This window comes from Streptomyces sp. NPDC004065 (assembly GCF_044903565.1).
Taxonomy (GTDB): Bacteria; Actinomycetota; Actinomycetes; order Streptomycetales; family Streptomycetaceae; genus Streptomyces.
Map to the genome: position 1 here is coordinate 167,563 of NZ_JBJDQT010000008.1, position 16,372 is coordinate 183,934.

The following is a 16,372-nucleotide window of genomic DNA, read 5'->3' on the forward strand; positions in this document are numbered from 1 at the left end:
ACCAGGGGCACTGAGAGGTACCGAGAGACACCCGCACCGCCGCACGACCGACCACGGGGGCACGAGGGAGGGGACGGCCATGGGTACGGAGCACATCCGCCGCTGGGAGTCGGGAGCACTCGCACACGCCGTGACGGACCCCTTCGGGCAGGGACCCGTCCCCTGGCTGCGCGGCAGCGAGACCTACTTCGACGACACCGGGCAGGTCGTCCCGTGGTACGTCGACCCGCCCCCGCAGCCCGCCGGCGGCGGGGCCGCCGCCGCGACCGCCACCGCGCCCCGCGTCCCGGCGCCCCGCGCCTCCGGCGGCGGCCCGCGCTCGGCCGACGACGTCCACCGCCAGATCAAGGGCTTCACCTCGACCGGGGCCGTCGCGCCCGGCGAGGCCATCGACTTCCGGATCACGGTCGACCCGCCGCAGCAGTTCGGCATCGACGTCTACCGCATCGGCCACTACGGCGGCGACGGCGCGGCGAAGATCACCACCAGCCCGCGGCTGTCCGGCATCGTCCAGCCCCCTCCGCTGACCGCCGACCGCACGGTCTCCTGCCACCACTGGTGGCTGTCCTGGCGGCTCCAGATCCCCTCGTACTGGAGCATCGGCGCCTACGTGGCCGTACTGACCACGGACGACGGCTACCGCTCCCACGTGCCGTTCACCGTCCGCGACGACCGTCCCGCCGATCTCCTGCTGCTCCTGCCCGACATCACCTGGCAGGCCTACAACCTCTACCCCGAGGACGGCCGCACCGGCGCCAGCCTCTACCACGCCTGGGACGAGCACGGCCGGCTGCTGGGCGAGGCCGACGCGGCCACCACCGTCTCCTTCGACCGGCCGTACGCGGGTGCGGGCCTGCCCCTGCACGTCGGCCACGCCTACGACTTCATCCGCTGGGCCGAGCGCTACGGCTACGACCTCGCCTACGCCGACGCCCGCGACCTGCACGCCGGCCGGGTCGACCCCACCCGCTACCGCGGCCTGGTCTTCCCCGGCCACGACGAGTACTGGTCCACCGCCATGCGCCGCACCGTCGAACTCGCCCGTGAGCACGGCACCTCCCTGGTGTTCCTCTCCGCCAACACCATGTACTGGCAGGTGGAGCTGGGACCCTCCCCCTCCGGCGTCCCGGACCGCCTGCTGACCTGCCGCAAACGCAAGGGGCCGGGCCGCCCGGTGCTGTGGCGGGAGATCGACCGCCCCGAGCAGCAGCTCGTCGGCATCCAGTACGCGGGCCGGGTGCCCGAGCCGCACCCGCTCGTCGTCCGCAACGCCGGCCACTGGCTGTGGGAGGCCACCGGCGCCGGGGAGGGCGAGGAGATCGACGGCCTGGTCGCGGGAGAGGCCGACCGCTACTTCCCGCGCACCCCGCTGCCCGAGCACGAGGAACGCATCCTGCTCGCACACTCGCCCTACACCGACGGCGAGGGCGTCCTGCGCCACCAGGAGACGTCGCTGTACCGGGCGCCCTCGGGCGCGCTGGTCTTCGCCGCGGGGACCTTCGCCTGGTCCCCGGCCCTGGACCGCCCCGGCCACACCGACACCCGCATCCAGCGCGCCACGGCGAACCTCCTGGACCGCATCTGCAAGCGGGGCTGAAGCGTCATCTGCAAGCGGGGCTGAAGCGTCCACGAGCCCCGGCTCCGAGGTCCACGAGCCGCGGCTCCGAGGTCCACGAGCCCCGGCTCCGAGGGCCCACGGGGCGTCGCCCCGAGCGTCCGCCGGGCGCAGCCCCGAGCGTCCGCCCGGTGTGGCGGGCCGTGGCCCCGAGCGTCCGCCGGGCGCGGCGCCGAAGGTCCGGGGGCCGTGGCCCGAGGGTCCGCGGACCGCAGCCCCGAGCGTCCGCGGGCGCGCCCCCGAGGGTCCGCGGGGCGCAGCCCCAGGCGTCCGCCAGGCGTGGCTCCGAGGGTCCGGGGGCCGTGGCCCCGAGCGTCCGCCCGGCCCGGTCGCCGACCCGCTGTCCGGGGCTCGGGTTCCCATACGGGACAATCGAGCCATTGGACAGAACCACGGGGAGGAACCGTGTCCGGATTCGTCGAAAAGCCCGAACCGATCCAGGTTCCGGGCCTGGTGCACCTGCACACCGGCAAGGTGCGCGACCTGTACCAGAACGAGGCGGGCGACCTCGTGATGGTCGCCAGCGACCGCATGTCCGCCTATGACTGGGTGCTGCCCACCGAGATCCCGGACAAGGGCCGCATCCTCACGCAGCTGTCCCTGTGGTGGTTCGACCGGCTCGCCGACCTCGTCCCCCACCACGTCATCAGCACCGAGGTGCCCGAGGGTGCCCCCGCCGACTGGGCCGGCCGCACCCTGGTCTGCAAGTCGCTGCGGATGATCCCCGTGGAGTGCGTGGCCCGCGGCTACCTCACCGGCTCCGGCCTCGCCGAGTACGAGGAGTCCCGCACGGTCTGCGGCCTGGCGCTGCCCGAGGGCCTGGCCGACGGCTCCGAGCTGCCCGCCCCGATCTTCACCCCGGCCACCAAGGCCGAGGTCGGCGAGCACGACGAGAACGTCCCCTACGAGGAGGTGGCCCGCCGGGTCGGCGCGGAGACGGCCGCGCAGCTGCGCCAGACCACGCTGGCCGTCTACGGCCGGGCCCGCGACATCGCCCGCGACCGGGGGATCATCCTCGCCGACACCAAGTTCGAGTTCGGCTTCGACGGGGACACGCTGGTCCTCGCCGACGAGGTCCTCACCCCCGACTCCTCCCGGTTCTGGCCGGCCGACCAGTGGCAGCCGGGCCGTGCCCAGGCGTCGTACGACAAGCAGTTCGTCCGTGACTGGCTGACCTCCGCCGAGTCCGGCTGGGACCGCAAGGGCGAGCAGCCCCCGCCGCCGCTGCCCGAGCGGGTCGTCGAGGCGACCCGGGGGAAGTACGCGGAGGCGTACGAGAGGCTGACGGGCACGGCCTGGAGCTGACCCGCGGCACGACGAAGGCCCCGGTACTCGACCGGGGCCTTCGGGTGTGGAGCGGACGACGAGGCTCGAACTCGCGACCTCAACCTTGGCAAGGTTGCGCTCTACCAACTGAGCTACGTCCGCACTGCGCCGTTGCGCGAGAGCAACTATAACCCAACCTCGCCGGTGCGCGAGCCGACAGTCCGGCCGGCAGCGGGCAGTCCGGCCGGCAGCGGGGAGTCCGCGGCGGCATACGAAGAAGACCCCGGTCCAATGGACCGGGGTCTCGTCCCGAGCGGACGACGAGGCTCGAACTCGCGACCTCAACCTTGGCAAGGTTGCGCTCTACCAACTGAGCTACGTCCGCATTGCCCCCGACCGGCTCCCACCGATCGGTGCGGGCACCAGCCTACCTGATCCACATCAGTGGTCGGGACCGGCGGTGCGGAGCGGGTGACAGGAATCGCACACTGCGCCTTCCCCCTGGAAGGGGGATGTTCTGCTACTGAACTACACCCGCGTGTACTCCGGGGTCTTCGGCCTTCCGGCCTCGCCCCTCGGCGTGCTCCAGACATTAGCTGATCAACAGGGGGGTCGCGCAAGTCGGTTCCGCCCGGGGCCCGCCGACGGGCCCCGGGACCGCTCACGGCTCCCCCGCGCGGCCGGGCGGCCGGACGGCCGCCGGTCACTGGGCCGCGCTGAACGCCTCGTAGACCCTCTTGGGGATACGGCCGCGGGCCGGCACCTCCATCCGGTTGGCCTGCGCCCAGGCGCGGACGGCCGCGGGGTCGGGGGCGACCTCGGTCTGCCGGTAGGCCTTGCCCGACCTGGACCGCTTGCGGCCCGCCTCCACGTAGGGCTCGAGCGCCTTACGCAGTTTCTTGGCATTGGCTTGGTTCAGGTCGATCTCGTAGAACTTGCCGTCGAGTCCGAAGGCGATCGTCTCCGCCGCTTCCGAGCCGTCGATGTCGTCAAAGAGAGTGACCACGACACGCTGCGCCACGAATATCGGTCCCTTCGTGCGACACCTCTGCGACCACCTGCTTCCCGCCATGACCTGCGGGGGGTGCGGAGATGTTCGGAGTTGTCGGCTGTTCGCCTGTTGTCGGAAAAAGTATCGGCTCTCGCCAATTCATTTGTACAGTGCCGGGCATTGCGAAGTGAAGCCCGGCTAAATCCCTCCGCGTGTCCCGGCGCAATACCGGATCCGCGGCGGAACACCGAACTTTCCCAGAACTTTTCGCCGAGTGGCCCCGCCGATGCCGGATCGTGATGACGGTCACGTGGTTTCCTACGACTCTACTCGCGTAGAAATTTCGTACGGGTAGTCTGAAGGGACCTGCTCAGCACCACACACCGGGAGTGCCAGTGGCACGCGTCGTAGTCGACGTCATGCTCAAGCCGGAGATCCTCGACCCCCAGGGCCAGGCGGTGCAGCGCGCACTGCCGCGCCTGGGTTTCGAAGGCATCTCCGACGTCCGTCAGGGAAAGCGATTCGAACTGGAAGTGGACGGACCGGTCGACGAGGCCGCGCTCGCCCGCATTCACGATCTTGCCGAATCCTTCCTCGCCAACACCGTCATCGAGGACTTCACCGTCAAGGTCGAGTCCGGCGACGCGGTCGCGGGGGCCGAGAAGTGACCGCTCGTATTGGCGTCGTCACTTTCCCGGGCAGTCTCGACGACCAGGACACCCGGCGCGCGATCCGTCTGGCCGGCGCCGAACCCGTGGCGCTGTGGCACAAGGACAAGGACCTCAAGCAGGTCGACGCGGTCGTCCTGTGCGGCGGTTTCTCCTACGGCGACTATCTGCGGGCCGGCGCCATCGCCCGCTTCTCGCCGGTGATGGAACCCCTCATCGAGCAGGCGAAGGCCGGGCTGCCCGTGCTGGGCATCTGCAACGGCTTCCAGATCCTCACCGAGGCCCACCTCCTCCCGGGCGCGATGCTCGGCAACGACCACCTCCACTTCATCTGCCGCGACCAGAAACTGCGGGTGGAGAACGCGGGGACGGCCTGGACCGGCGACTTCACCACCGGCCAGGAGATCAGCATCCCGCTGAAGAACATGGACGGGCGGTACGTCGCCGACACGTACACGCTGGACAAGCTGGAGGCCGAGGGCCGGGTCGCGTTCCGGTACCTCGACTTCAACCCGAACGGCTCTCTGCGGGACATCGCCGGCATCACCAACGAGGCCGGCAACGTCGTGGGCCTCATGCCGCACCCCGAGCACGCCGTCGAGCCGCTGATCGGTACCGGCCGTACCGACGGGCTGCCGTTCTTCACCTCGATCCTCAAGAAGCTGGTCACCGCATGAGCAGGACGCCTCTGGACACGGTCGAGCACGCGGCCGCGACCCCCGACGTCGAGCTGCCCTGGGCCGAACTCGGCCTGAAGAAGGACGAGTACGAGCGGATCGTGGAGATCCTGGGCCGCCGCCCCACGGGCGCCGAGCTCGCCATGTACTCCGTGATGTGGTCCGAGCACTGCTCGTACAAGTCCTCCAAGGTCCACCTCCGCCAGTTCGGCGAGAAGGCCCCCCGGTCCGACGCCCTGCTCGTCGGCATCGGCGAGAACGCCGGCGTCGTGGACGTCGGCCAGGGCTACGCCGTCACCTTCAAGGTGGAGTCCCACAACCACCCCTCCTACGTGGAGCCCTACCAGGGCGCCGCCACGGGCGTCGGCGGCATCGTGCGCGACATCATCGCGATGGGCGCCCGCCCGGTCGCGGTCGTCGACCCGCTGCGCTTCGGCGCCGCGGACCACCCCGACACCAAGCGCGTGCTGCCGGGCGTGGTCGCGGGCATCGGCGGCTACGGCAACTGCCTGGGCCTGCCCAACATCGGCGGCGAGGTCGTCTTCGACGCCTGCTACCAGGGCAACCCGCTGGTCAACGCCGGCGCCGTCGGCGTCATGCGGCACGAGGACATCCACCTCGCCAAGGCCTCCGGCGCGGGCAACAAGGTCATCCTCTACGGCGCCCGGACCGGCGGCGACGGCATCGGCGGCGCGTCCATCCTGGCGAGCGAGACCTTCGACGACGCCAAGCCGTCCAAGCGCCCCGCCGTCCAGGTCGGCGACCCCTTCCAGGAGAAGCTCCTCATCGAGTGCACCCTGGAGGCCTTCGCCGAGAAGCTGGTCGTCGGCATCCAGGACCTCGGCGCGGCCGGCCTGTCCTGCGCCACCAGCGAGCTGGCCTCCAACGGCTCCGGCGGCATGCGCGTCACCCTCGACGACGTACCGCTGCGCGACTCGACCCTGTCTCCCGAGGAAATCCTCATGAGCGAGTCGCAGGAGCGCATGTGCGCGGTCGTCGAGCCCGACAAGGTCGACCGCTTCCTGCGGATCTGCGAGAAGTGGGACGTCATCGCCACCGTCATCGGCGAGGTGACCGACGGCGACCGCCTGGAGATCTACTGGCACGGCGGCAAGATCGTCGACGTCGACCCGCGCACGGTCGCCCACGAGGGCCCGGTCTACGAGCGCCCGTACGCGCGCCCGGACTGGCAGGACGCCCTCCAGGCCGACGTCCCGGACCGGCTGCCCCGGCCGGAGTCGCCCGAGGAGCTGAAGGCGCAGATCCTGAAGCTGGTCGCGTCCCCGAACCAGGCCTCCAAGAAGTGGATCACCCAGCAGTACGACCACTTCGTGCAGGGCAACACCGTGCTGGCCATGCCGGAGGACTCCGGCATGATCCGCATCGACGAGGAGACCGGCCTCGGCGTCGCCCTCGCCACCGACGGCAACGGCCGCTACGCCAAGCTCGACCCGTACACGGGCGCGCAGCTGGCGCTGGCGGAGGCGTACCGCAACGTGGCCACCACGGGCGCCAAGCCGCTGGCGGTCTCCGACTGCCTGAACTTCGGCTCGCCCGAGGACCCGGCGGTCATGTGGCAGTTCGCGGAGGCCGTGCGCGGTCTGGCGGACGGCTGCCTGCAGCTCGGCACCCCGGTGACCGGCGGCAACGTCTCGCTGTACAACCAGACGGGCGAGGCCGCCATCCACCCGACGCCGGTCGTCGCCGTCCTCGGCGTGATCGACGACGTGGCCCGGCGCACCCCGGTCGCCTTCCAGGAGGACGGCCAGCTGCTGTACCTCCTCGGCGACACCCGTGACGAGTTCGGCGGCTCGGCCTGGTCCCAGGTGATCCACGACCACCTCGGCGGGCTGCCCCCGAAGGTCGACCTGGAGCGCGAGCGGCTGCTGGCCGAGATCCTGATCTCCGCCTCCCGCGACGGCATGATCGACTCCGCGCACGACCTGTCCGACGGCGGTCTGATCCAGGCGGTCGTGGAGTCGGCGCTGCAGGGCGGCAGGGGCGCGCGTCTGGTCGTACCGGACGGCCTGGACGCGTTCACCTTCCTGCTGTCGGAGTCGGCAGGCCGCGCCATCGTCGCGGTGCCGCGCTCGGAGGAGGTCCGCTTCAACGACATGTGCGGCGCGCGGGGCCTGCCCGCCACCCGCATCGGCGTCGTCGACGGCGACACGATCGAGGTGCAGGACCAGTTCGAGCTGACCCTGGCGGAACTGCGCGAGGCTCACGAGGGCACCATCCCGGCGCTCCTCGCCTGACCCCGGGACCGGCACACCGCGGCCCCCGGAGGCCCCACCCGCACCGACGGGCGGGGCCTCCGGCCGTCCGCCCGTCCGGCCGTCGGTGAAGTCGGCCGTCCGACCGGACGTGCGGACGGGCGGCGGTGCGGCCGGGCGGCGGCCCGGTGGCCCGCGGGGCGCACGGCCGGCCGGCCACGGCGGCCCGGCACGCCCACGCGCCGGCCGAGGACGGGCCGGCGAGGACGGGCTGAGCGGCTGTGCCGTCAGGGCTTAGGCTCACCGCCATGCCACCGGCCAAGAAGCGCACCCGGACCTACGACCCCGCCAGGATCCGCGCGGCGGTCCTCGCCCAGCTCGGCAACGTACGGCAGGCGGTGGACACCCTCACGCCCGGGCAGTTCGGCCTGCCCACGCGGCTGGAGGGCTGGACGGTGCGGGAGCTGGTCGCGCACATCGCGATGGCGGTCACGGCCGTCGGCCGGGCGCTCGCGCTGCCGGAGCCGGCGCGGCAGGACGCCGTGCTGCTCGACTGGCCGTTCGCGACCGCCGCCGACTCCGGGGCCATCGACGCGTTCACCCGCCGGCTCGTCCGGGAGCAGCCCGACGCCGGTGCCCTGCTCGCCGACGCCGCGCGGGACCTGGCCGCGCGGCTCGACGAGCACCCCGGCACACGGCTGCTGGCCACCAGCGCGGGGGCCGTGCCGCTGGCCGACTACCTCGTCACCCGCACCGTGGAACTCGTCGTCCACACCGACGACCTGAACGCGGCCGTGCCGGGCCTGGAGGTGCCCCAGGACCGCCAGGCGCTCGCCGCCTGCACCCGGCTCCTGGCCGACGCGCTGGCCGTGAAGGCGCCGGGCGGGTCCACCGAGGTGCGCGTCCCGCCCTACGCGGTCGTGCAGTGCGTCGAGGGACCCCGGCACACCCGTGGCACCCCGCCGAACGTCGTGGAGACCGATCCGCTGACCTTCGTCCGGCTGGCCACCGGGCGTCTCGCCTGGCGGGACGCGGTCCGGGACGCCGTGGTCCGGGCGAGCGGGGAACGGGCCGACCTGGGCGGCCTGCTGCCCCTGATGACCTGACGCCGCCGCGCGGCCCGTACGGCGTACGGGCCTGGAATGATGTGCGACACCTCACTCATGCCCGCCCGGCAAACGCCCCGAAGGGGCCGGGCGCGGCACCCGCATCCTCCGGACGGGCCGCTGTCCCACCCCTGTGAGCTGCGGAAACGCGGGGCGGGCGGCTCAGGCGCCGGGACGGTGATCGTTTGCCGCCGCGGATCCCCAATTCGGACCAGTGGTCGACCTCGCCTACACTCGATGGCGTGCCACGTGGTGACGGACGACTCAACCACGACCTGCTCCCCGGTGAGAAGGGCCCCCAGGACGCCTGCGGCGTCTTCGGTGTCTGGGCTCCGGGCGAAGAGGTCGCCAAGCTCACGTACTTCGGGCTCTACGCCCTCCAGCATCGGGGCCAGGAATCCGCGGGAATCGCGGTCAGCAACGGCTCCCAGATCCTCGTCTTCAAGGACATGGGCCTGGTCTCCCAGGTCTTCGACGAGACCTCGCTCGGTTCCCTCCAGGGTCACATCGCGGTCGGTCACGCCCGCTACTCGACCACCGGCGCCTCCGTGTGGGAGAACGCCCAGCCGACCTTCCGCGCCACCGGGCACGGCTCCATCGCGCTCGGCCACAACGGCAACCTGGTCAACACCGCCCAGCTCGCCCGGATGGTCGCCGAGCTGCCGAAGGAGGGCAACGGCAACGGCCGCTCGGGCCGTGTCGCCGCCACCAACGACACCGACCTGCTCACGGCCCTGCTGGCCGCCCAGGTCGACGAGGACGGCAAGCCGCTGACCGTGGAGGAGGCGGCCCACACCGTGCTCCCGCAGATCAAGGGCGCCTTCAGCCTGGTCTTCATGGACGAGCACACGCTGTACGCCGCCCGGGACCCGCAGGGCATCCGCCCGCTGGTCCTCGGCCGCCTCGAGCGCGGCTGGGTCGTCGCCTCGGAGACCGCCGCGCTCGACATCACCGGCGCCAGCTTCGTGCGCGAGATAGAGCCGGGCGAGTTCGTCGCCATCGACGAGAACGGCCTGCGCACCTCACGATTCGCGGAAGCGAAGCCCAAGGGCTGCGTCTTCGAGTACGTGTACCTGGCCCGCCCGGACACCGACATCGCCGGCCGCAACGTCTACCTCTCCCGTGTGGAGATGGGCCGCCGGCTGGCCAAGGAGGCCCCGGTCGAGGCCGACCTGGTGATAGCGACCCCGGAGTCCGGCACCCCCGCCGCCATCGGCTACGCGGAGGCCTCCGGCATCCCCTTCGGCAGCGGCCTGGTGAAGAACGCCTACGTCGGCCGCACCTTCATCCAGCCCTCGCAGACCATCCGCCAGCTCGGGATCAGGCTGAAGCTGAACCCGCTGAAGGAGGTCATCAAGGGCAAGCGCCTGGTCGTCGTGGACGACTCGATCGTCCGCGGCAACACCCAGCGCGCCCTGGTGCGCATGCTCCGCGAGGCCGGCGCCGCCGAGGTCCACATCCGGATCTCCTCCCCGCCGGTGAAGTGGCCCTGCTTCTTCGGCATCGACTTCGCCACCCGCGCCGAGCTCATCGCCAACGGCATGACCATCGAGGAGATCGGCACCTCGCTGGGCGCCGACTCGCTGGCGTACATCTCCATCGACGGCATGATCGAGGCGACCACCATCGCCAAGCCGAACCTGTGCCGCGCCTGCTTCGACGGCGAGTACCCGATGGAGCTGCCCGACCCGGAGCTCCTCGGCAAGCAGCTCCTGGAGACCGAGCTGGCCGCGGGTCCCGCGGCCACGGCCGCCACCGACGCCATCCGGCGCCCGTAGGCGCCGACAGCCCCGTACCGACCAACGAAAGATCCCAGGCAATGTCTGAGACAGCCACCGGTGCGTCCGGTGCCTCCTACGCGGCTGCCGGCGTCGACATCGAGGCGGGCGACCGCGCCGTCGAGCTGATGAAGGAATGGGTGCGCAAGACCCGGCGCCCCGAGGTCCTCGGCGGGCTCGGCGGCTTCGCCGGCCTCTTCGACGCCTCCGCCCTCAAGCGCTACGAGCGCCCCCTGCTGGCCTCCGCCACCGACGGCGTGGGCACCAAGGTCGACATCGCCCGGCAGCTGGGCGTGTACGACAGCATCGGCCACGACCTGGTCGCCATGGTCATGGACGACATCGTGGTGTGCGGCGCCGAGCCGCTGTTCATGACCGACTACATCTGCGTCGGCAAGGTGCACCCGGAGCGGGTCGCCGCCATCGTCAAGGGCATCGCCGAGGGCTGTGTGCTGGCCGGCTGCGCCCTGGTGGGCGGCGAGACGGCCGAGCACCCGGGCCTGCTCGGCGAGGACGACTTCGACGTCGCCGGGGCCGGCACGGGCGTCGTGGAGGCCGACCGGCTGCTCGGCGCCGAGCGTGTCCGCGAGGGCGACGCGGTGATCGCCATGGCGGCCTCCGGTCTTCACTCCAACGGGTACTCCCTCGTGAGGCACGTCCTGCTGGAGCGGGCCGGAATGTCGCTGGACGCGCACGTCGACGACTTCGGCCGCACCCTCGGCGAGGAACTGCTCGAGCCGACCAGGATCTACTCGCTGGACTGCCTGGCGCTGACCCGCACCACCGATGTGCACGCCTTCAGCCATGTCACCGGCGGCGGACTCGCCGCCAACCTGGCCCGGGTGATCCCCGACACCCTGCACGCCGTGGTCGACCGCGCCACCTGGACCCCGGCCCCGGTCTTCGACCTGGTCGGCCGCACCGGGGGCGTCGAGCGCCCGGAGCTGGAGAAGACCCTCAACATGGGCGTCGGCATGATCGCGATCGTGCCGCGGGAGTCGGCGGACATGGCCCTGGCCACCCTGGCCGACCGCGGGGTCGACGCGTGGGTGGCCGGCGAGATCACCGCTCGTGGCGAGCACACCACGGGCGCCGCGCTGGTGGGGGACTACGCCGTCTGAGGTGCGGCCGCGCGGGGAGCGCGGCCGGCACGATCACGGCCGACGGCGGTGACAGCACAGAACCCGGTCCGTGGGATCCCACGGACCGGGCGGTGGTCGAAGCAGGGTCAAGCGCCGCGGCGACGCTGGTGCGAGGAGTCCTCTTCCTCGTCCTCGTCGTCGTCCTCGTACAGGTCGGCGTACCGTGCGTACAGGTCGTCGTCGTGCTCATCGTCCTCGAAGCGGTCGCCGTTCGGCGACTGGTTCGACGTCGATGCGCCCAGCTCCTCGGCCAGGCGTGAGAGGTCCGTCCCACCGCTGTTGTACTTCAGCTGGCGGGCGACCTTCGTCTGCTTGGCCTTGGCCCGGCCGCGCCCCATGGCTCGACCCCCTCAACGACGGGGCTCGACGGCCCCAGAGTCTGACACGCGTTCATGATCCGGAACGGGCTCTCCGTGGAGAGACCGGTCCGTAGGGCTTCCACGGTACCTGAGCCCGCGCCCATACGGTACGTCGCCCGCAGGACGCGCGTGTGCGCAGGACCGTCGAGGCGCCCCGTCCTCGCTGGTCAGTGGCGATTTTAACCACTTATGGGCGGACGACCCGCCGGTGGAAGTGAGAGTTCTCTCCAACTGCCCACCGGCAGGTACCGGTCAAACCCGTCGCGCCCGGCGTGTCACCGGCGCGCCGGCCCCGTCACGCGGTCGTGGTCCACGCACTCGCTCCCGCGCGCCCGGCCCGGGCGTCCGCCATCCGCTGCTCGGCGATCCGGTCGGCCGCGGCGGCCGGCGGAATCCCGTCTTCCTTCGCACGTGCGAAGATCGCGAGCGTGGTGTCGAAGATCTTCGCCGCCTTGGCCTTGCACCGGTCGAAGTCGAAGCCGTGCAGCTCGTCGGCGACCTGGATGACACCGCCGGCGTTCACCACGTAGTCCGGCGCGTAGAGGATCCCGCGGTCGGCGAGGTCCTTCTCGACACCCGGGTGGGCGAGCTGGTTGTTGGCCGCGCCGCAGACCACCTTGGCGGTCAGCGCCGGCACGGTGTCGTCGTTCAGGGCGCCGCCCAGGGCGCAGGGGGCGTAGATGTCCAGCCCCTCCACCCGGATCAGGGCCTCGGTGTCGGCGACCCGGTCCACGGACGGGTGCGCGGCCACGACGCGCTCCACCGCCTCCGGCCGCACATCGGTGATCACGACCTCGGCGCCCTCGTCCAGCAGGTGCCGCACCAGGTGGTGCCCGACCTTGCCCACGCCCGCGACGCCCACCCGGCGGCCGCGCAGCGTGGGGTCGCCCCACAGGTGCTGGGCGCAGGCGCGCATGCCCTGGTAGACGCCGAAGGCGGTGAGCACGGAGGAGTCGCCCGCGCCGCCGTTCTCGGGGGAGCGGCCGGTCGTCCAGCGGCACTCGCGGGCCACCACGTCCATGTCGGCCACGTACGTGCCGACGTCGCACGCGGTGACGTAACGGCCGCCGAGCGAGGCCACCATGCGCCCGTAGGCGAGCAGCAGCTCCTCGGTCTTGTCCCGCTCCGGGTCCCCGATGATCACGGCCTTGCCGCCGCCGTGCTCGAGACCGGCCATGGCGTTCTTGTAGGACATGCCGCGGGCGAGGTTGAGCGCGTCGGCGACGGCCGCCTGCTCGTTCGCGTAGGGGTAGAAGCGGGTGCCGCCGAGCGCGGGGCCCAGGGCGGTGGAGTGGATGGCGATGACGGCCTTGAGGCCGCTGGCGCGGTCCTGGCAGAGCACGACTTGCTCATGGCCCCCCTGCTCCGAGTGGAACAGGGTGTGCAGTACATCAGCAGGTGCGCCGGTTACGTCGGTCACGGTGGTGACTCCCGGGTAAGTAGCGGCGAGTGGGACGGGCCCCCGTACGGGTGGCGGGGGCCGTGCCAGGAGATTAGACCCTGGCTCCTCCCGCCATGCTGCCAGTGTTCGGGATCACTCTCCCGGGGAGTGCGTTCCCACCCGGGCGTGGGACGATTTGCAGTGGTTTTCCGTCCGTCCGGGCGCGGGCCGGGCGGGTTTCGGGTCCGGTCCGGTGGGGAGGGAGCAGGCGTGCCCAAGGTGTCCTCCGTGGTCGTCCCGTACGCGGCCTATCTGCGCGTCTACGAGCCGCTGGCCGCCTTCCCGGAGCCGGAGCGCGGCCACTGGGAGCGTTACGCGCGCCGCCCGGACCGGCCCTCCTACCAGGACGAGCTGCGCCGCTCGCTGGCCGACCTGGTGCCCACCCCGCCCGTGCCGGTCCCGGTGCACGAGAGCCGGGACGCCTTCGTGCTCGACGTGGACGGCGTGGTCTGCGTCTGCCCGTGGCGCACCCGGCTGCGCGGCTGGCAGGCCCTGGGCGATCTCGCCGAAGAGCTCCCGGCGGTCGTGCTGGACGCGGTGCTCCCGCCGGTCGTACGGCGCCAGGCCGCCCAGGACTACGAGCGCTGGCTGGCCGACAACCCCGACGCCCGGCCCTGGATCCGCACGGCGACCTGGCAGGTGCCGCTGAACTGGTTCGTGCTGGTCGCCGACGAGGAGCGGGAGTACGCCAAGGGCACGGCGACCGGGTCCCGGGACCCCGGGGGCTTCGGGGACGAGGCGCCCGTGCTGCGCTACCGCACGCCCATGGTGCAGGCCCGGCGCCGGGTGGCGCGGGGGCTGCGCGCGCTCCGGGACGCCATCGACGAGGGGCCGCTGATCGACGGCCTGGTGGACGTCGGGCGCTGGCTGGAGGAGTTCCATCCGCGCTCCCTGGTGGAGCTGGACTACGGGGGGCTGGTGCACGTGCTGCCGGCCGGGGAGCTGGAGGGCGACCACTCGGCGGCGGACGTGGCCGAGGGGATCGAGGCCCTGCGCCTGGGCGACGGGGCGCGGGCGGGCGAGGCGTACGGCCGGCTCGTGGAGCGGTGGCGGGCGGTGCGCGACCGGCGGTCCGCGAACTGACGGTGCGACAGCAGTGACGCGCGTCACGGCCGTACGGCCCCGAACGTCGTACGGTCAGGGGCATTTCGCCGCACCTGACGGGACGTAGACCCCGATCCGGGCGTTTGCGCCAAGGGTGACGGACGGCACTTACCCGACCCTTGCGCCCCTTGCCCCTCCTCATGCCAAAATAGGACAAGGAGTCCGGGGAGGGCCCCGTCCGCCCAACTGTGCTCCACTGTGGGTGGAATCTCCGCATTGCACGCTTTGGGGGGTCTGATGCCTCCTGATCGCCCTGTGACTGATCGTCACAGTGGCGTGACTGTCCGCTATGGCATGGTCCATCGGCTTCCGTCGGTGATGAACACCTGGGAGGGCAATTCCATCGGTTTGGCCGACGCGGCTGGACAGATGGTGTAGTTGTAGTGCCGAGGACAAGCCGTTCGTCCTATAACCGACTCGACTCGCGTCCGCCATTTCGGGCAACGCGGGTCAAGGTGCAGAATTTAGAGGAAAGAACCGAGAAGGTTCGGTTCTCCCGAGGAGGCCGCTCATGACCGCTCGCACCCCTGATGCCGAGCCGCTGCTGACCCCGGCTGAGGTCGCCACCATGTTCCGCGTCGACCCGAAGACGGTCACGCGCTGGGCGAAGGCCGGCAAGCTCACGTCGATCCGCACGCTCGGCGGGCACCGCCGCTACCGCGAGGCCGAGGTCCGCGCACTGCTCGCGGGCATCCCGCAGCAGCGCAGCGAGGCCTGAACAACCGAATAACCGGGCGAACCGGTCGGTCCCCAAACCGGCCAGCAGTCCGGAACCACCTGCTCCAAGCGACGCGGGTCCTGCCCCAACAGGCCCCACGCCCAAGCCGTCAGAGCTACTCAGGCATGTGAAAAGGGTGCGTCGTCGATCGCGCTGGACTCCGCCGGGTCCAGCGCGATCTTTTTTGTGCGGATGCAGGGGCGGAGGCGTGGCCTCCTGGCGGGCTCTGTGAGCGGCCTTGTCGGAGGCTGGGGAGGGCTGTGGGATCGGCCGGGGCGGGAGCCGGGGCGGGCTGTCGGATCAGCCGGTGAGCGGCCCGGGGAGCGGTGCAATTGCACATATTAAATTGACCGCTTGTAGGCAGGGTGTAAATACCGCGGTTTCAGAAACTCATGCGGTGACACCCGTCACATGACACGACTCTTGTTGCGCGCCGTGCCCGTGCGCTAGTGGAAGCTCCGCTTCCACCAGCCCCTGGGCGCAAGGGAGTTCACGCCCGGCCGCTGCCCGGCCCCGCTCACGCGGGCGAAGGGCTCTCGTCCGCCGCGGCCTCCGCGGCTTCCACGACCTCGACGGCCGCCTCCACGGCCGCGACGGCGGCCTGCGCCGCGTCACGGGCCTCGGGGACGGCCCGGAGGGTCGTGACGTCCTGCGCGTCGGAGGCGGATCGCGGCGGACTGTCCATCGCCAGCCGCAGCAGATGCCGGCAGACGGGGCAGTGGCGGGTGAGATGGCGGTACGACGAGGCGGCCGCGAGGTGCGCACGGAGCAGCGCCCGTGTCTCGTGCCTGGCCGATGCCGATGCCGCCATACGCCACCTCCAGCGGACCGTACGGGAACGGGCCCTGCTCTCCTGGGTACCCAGGGAATGTGACGCCGTCAAGGGACCCCGGCCCCCCAGGGCACGGTCCAGGCCGCGCACGCGGCCCCTGTGCCGTGCGGGGTGGGCGAGGGCGGCACAGGGCCCGGGCCCGCGCCCGCCTCATCGCGGGGCACGGCCTCAGGCCTGGGCGGACGGGGGGCGATGCGGGCCGGTCCGCGGTGGGGCCGCGTGGCCCCGCACCGGGGACGCCTCCGCGCCCGACCGGCCCCGCGCCGGGGACGTCCCCGCACCCGAGGTGGCCCCGCGCCGGGATGCCCCCGGACATGGGAAAGGCCCGCAACCGGTGACGGTGCGGGCCTTGCTGCGGTCCTGACGGGATTTGAACCCGCGGCCTCCACCTTGACAGGGTGGCGAGCACTCCAAACTGCTCCACAGGACCAGGTTTCGCAGCGCTCGGATCTGCGGTGCGCT

14 protein-coding genes and 4 tRNA genes are annotated in these 16,372 nt (G+C 71.9%); 10 read left to right on the top strand and 8 right to left on the bottom strand.

The window, feature by feature from the left end:
- The first annotated feature begins 79 nt into the window (after positions 1-79).
- Positions 80-1,597 carry a N,N-dimethylformamidase beta subunit family domain-containing protein gene (locus tag ACI2LW_RS12420; RefSeq protein ID WP_404731137.1) on the top strand — a complete coding sequence of 506 codons (1,518 nt, stop codon included), beginning with the start codon at positions 80-82 and terminating at the stop codon, positions 1,595-1,597.
- A gap of 423 nt (positions 1,598-2,020) precedes the next feature.
- Complete coding sequence (locus ACI2LW_RS12425; protein WP_404731138.1) at positions 2,021-2,920, top strand: phosphoribosylaminoimidazolesuccinocarboxamide synthase; 900 nt, start codon at positions 2,021-2,023, stop codon at positions 2,918-2,920.
- Positions 2,921-2,967: 47 nt separating this feature from the next.
- Here the strand turns inward: ACI2LW_RS12425 and ACI2LW_RS12430 are convergent.
- The 4 genes from ACI2LW_RS12430 to ACI2LW_RS12445 all read right to left on the bottom strand — a co-directional run bounded on the left by ACI2LW_RS12430 (position 2,968) and on the right by ACI2LW_RS12445 (position 3,902).
- Positions 2,968-3,043 (bottom strand) — tRNA-Gly (locus ACI2LW_RS12430).
- Between the two features lie 150 nt (positions 3,044-3,193).
- Positions 3,194-3,266: transfer RNA gene (locus ACI2LW_RS12435), tRNA-Gly, on the bottom strand.
- Between the two features lie 81 nt (positions 3,267-3,347).
- Positions 3,348-3,419: transfer RNA gene (locus tag ACI2LW_RS12440), tRNA-Gly, on the bottom strand.
- A 165-nt stretch (positions 3,420-3,584) separates the two neighbouring features.
- The gene (locus ACI2LW_RS12445; protein ID WP_404731139.1) at positions 3,585-3,902 is read right to left on the bottom strand and encodes an Lsr2 family protein; all 318 of its coding nucleotides are present in this window, start codon (positions 3,900-3,902) and stop codon (positions 3,585-3,587) included.
- A gap of 365 nt (positions 3,903-4,267) precedes the next feature.
- Between ACI2LW_RS12445 and purS the strand changes: the two genes are divergently transcribed.
- The 6 genes from purS (at position 4,268) to purM (ending at position 11,435) form a co-directional block, all read left to right on the top strand.
- Positions 4,268-4,540 carry a phosphoribosylformylglycinamidine synthase subunit PurS gene (purS, locus tag ACI2LW_RS12450; protein ID WP_404731140.1) on the top strand — a complete coding sequence of 91 codons (273 nt, stop codon included), beginning with the start codon at positions 4,268-4,270 and terminating at the stop codon, positions 4,538-4,540.
- Entirely contained in the window at positions 4,537-5,217 is a 681-nt protein-coding gene (purQ, locus tag ACI2LW_RS12455) for a phosphoribosylformylglycinamidine synthase subunit PurQ (protein WP_404731141.1), read from the top strand. The genes purS and purQ overlap by 4 nt, the downstream gene beginning before the upstream one ends.
- A complete protein-coding gene (purL, locus tag ACI2LW_RS12460; RefSeq protein WP_404731142.1) occupies positions 5,214-7,472 on the top strand; it encodes a phosphoribosylformylglycinamidine synthase subunit PurL in 2,259 nt (752 codons plus the stop codon). Before purQ ends, purL begins: the two co-directional genes overlap by 4 nt.
- A gap of 266 nt (positions 7,473-7,738) precedes the next feature.
- A complete protein-coding gene (locus tag ACI2LW_RS12465) occupies positions 7,739-8,536 on the top strand; it encodes a sterol carrier family protein (RefSeq protein WP_404731143.1) in 798 nt (265 codons plus the stop codon).
- Positions 8,537-8,778: 242 nt separating this feature from the next.
- Positions 8,779-10,314 carry an amidophosphoribosyltransferase gene (gene purF, locus ACI2LW_RS12470; protein WP_404731144.1) on the top strand — a complete coding sequence of 512 codons (1,536 nt, stop codon included), beginning with the start codon at positions 8,779-8,781 and terminating at the stop codon, positions 10,312-10,314.
- A gap of 41 nt (positions 10,315-10,355) precedes the next feature.
- A complete protein-coding gene (gene purM / locus ACI2LW_RS12475; protein WP_404731145.1) occupies positions 10,356-11,435 on the top strand; it encodes a phosphoribosylformylglycinamidine cyclo-ligase in 1,080 nt (359 codons plus the stop codon).
- Between the two features lie 107 nt (positions 11,436-11,542).
- On the opposite strand, the gene ACI2LW_RS12480 is transcribed toward purM, so the two are convergent.
- Positions 11,543-11,794, bottom strand: coding sequence for a DUF3073 domain-containing protein (locus ACI2LW_RS12480; protein ID WP_404731146.1), 252 nt, complete (start codon positions 11,792-11,794; stop codon positions 11,543-11,545).
- Positions 11,795-12,110: 316 nt separating this feature from the next.
- Entirely contained in the window at positions 12,111-13,235 is a 1,125-nt protein-coding gene (locus ACI2LW_RS12485; protein WP_404731147.1) for a Leu/Phe/Val dehydrogenase, read from the bottom strand.
- Between the two features lie 231 nt (positions 13,236-13,466).
- Here ACI2LW_RS12485 and ACI2LW_RS12490 point away from each other — a divergent pair, with 231 nt between their 5' ends.
- Entirely contained in the window at positions 13,467-14,339 is an 873-nt protein-coding gene (locus tag ACI2LW_RS12490; protein WP_404731148.1) for a hypothetical protein, read from the top strand.
- Positions 14,340-14,871: 532 nt separating this feature from the next.
- Positions 14,872-15,078: a developmental transcriptional regulator BldC gene (gene bldC / locus ACI2LW_RS12495; protein WP_003949541.1), complete on the top strand. Its 207-nt coding sequence runs from the start codon at positions 14,872-14,874 to the stop codon at positions 15,076-15,078.
- A 517-nt stretch (positions 15,079-15,595) separates the two neighbouring features.
- On the opposite strand, the gene ACI2LW_RS12500 is transcribed toward bldC, so the two are convergent.
- Both ACI2LW_RS12500 and ACI2LW_RS12505 read right to left on the bottom strand, forming a co-directional pair.
- A complete protein-coding gene (locus ACI2LW_RS12500) occupies positions 15,596-15,889 on the bottom strand; it encodes a DUF6274 family protein (RefSeq protein ID WP_404731149.1) in 294 nt (97 codons plus the stop codon).
- Positions 15,890-16,265: 376 nt separating this feature from the next.
- A tRNA-Asp gene (locus ACI2LW_RS12505) sits at positions 16,266-16,340 on the bottom strand.
- Between the last annotated feature and the right edge of the window lie 32 nt (positions 16,341-16,372).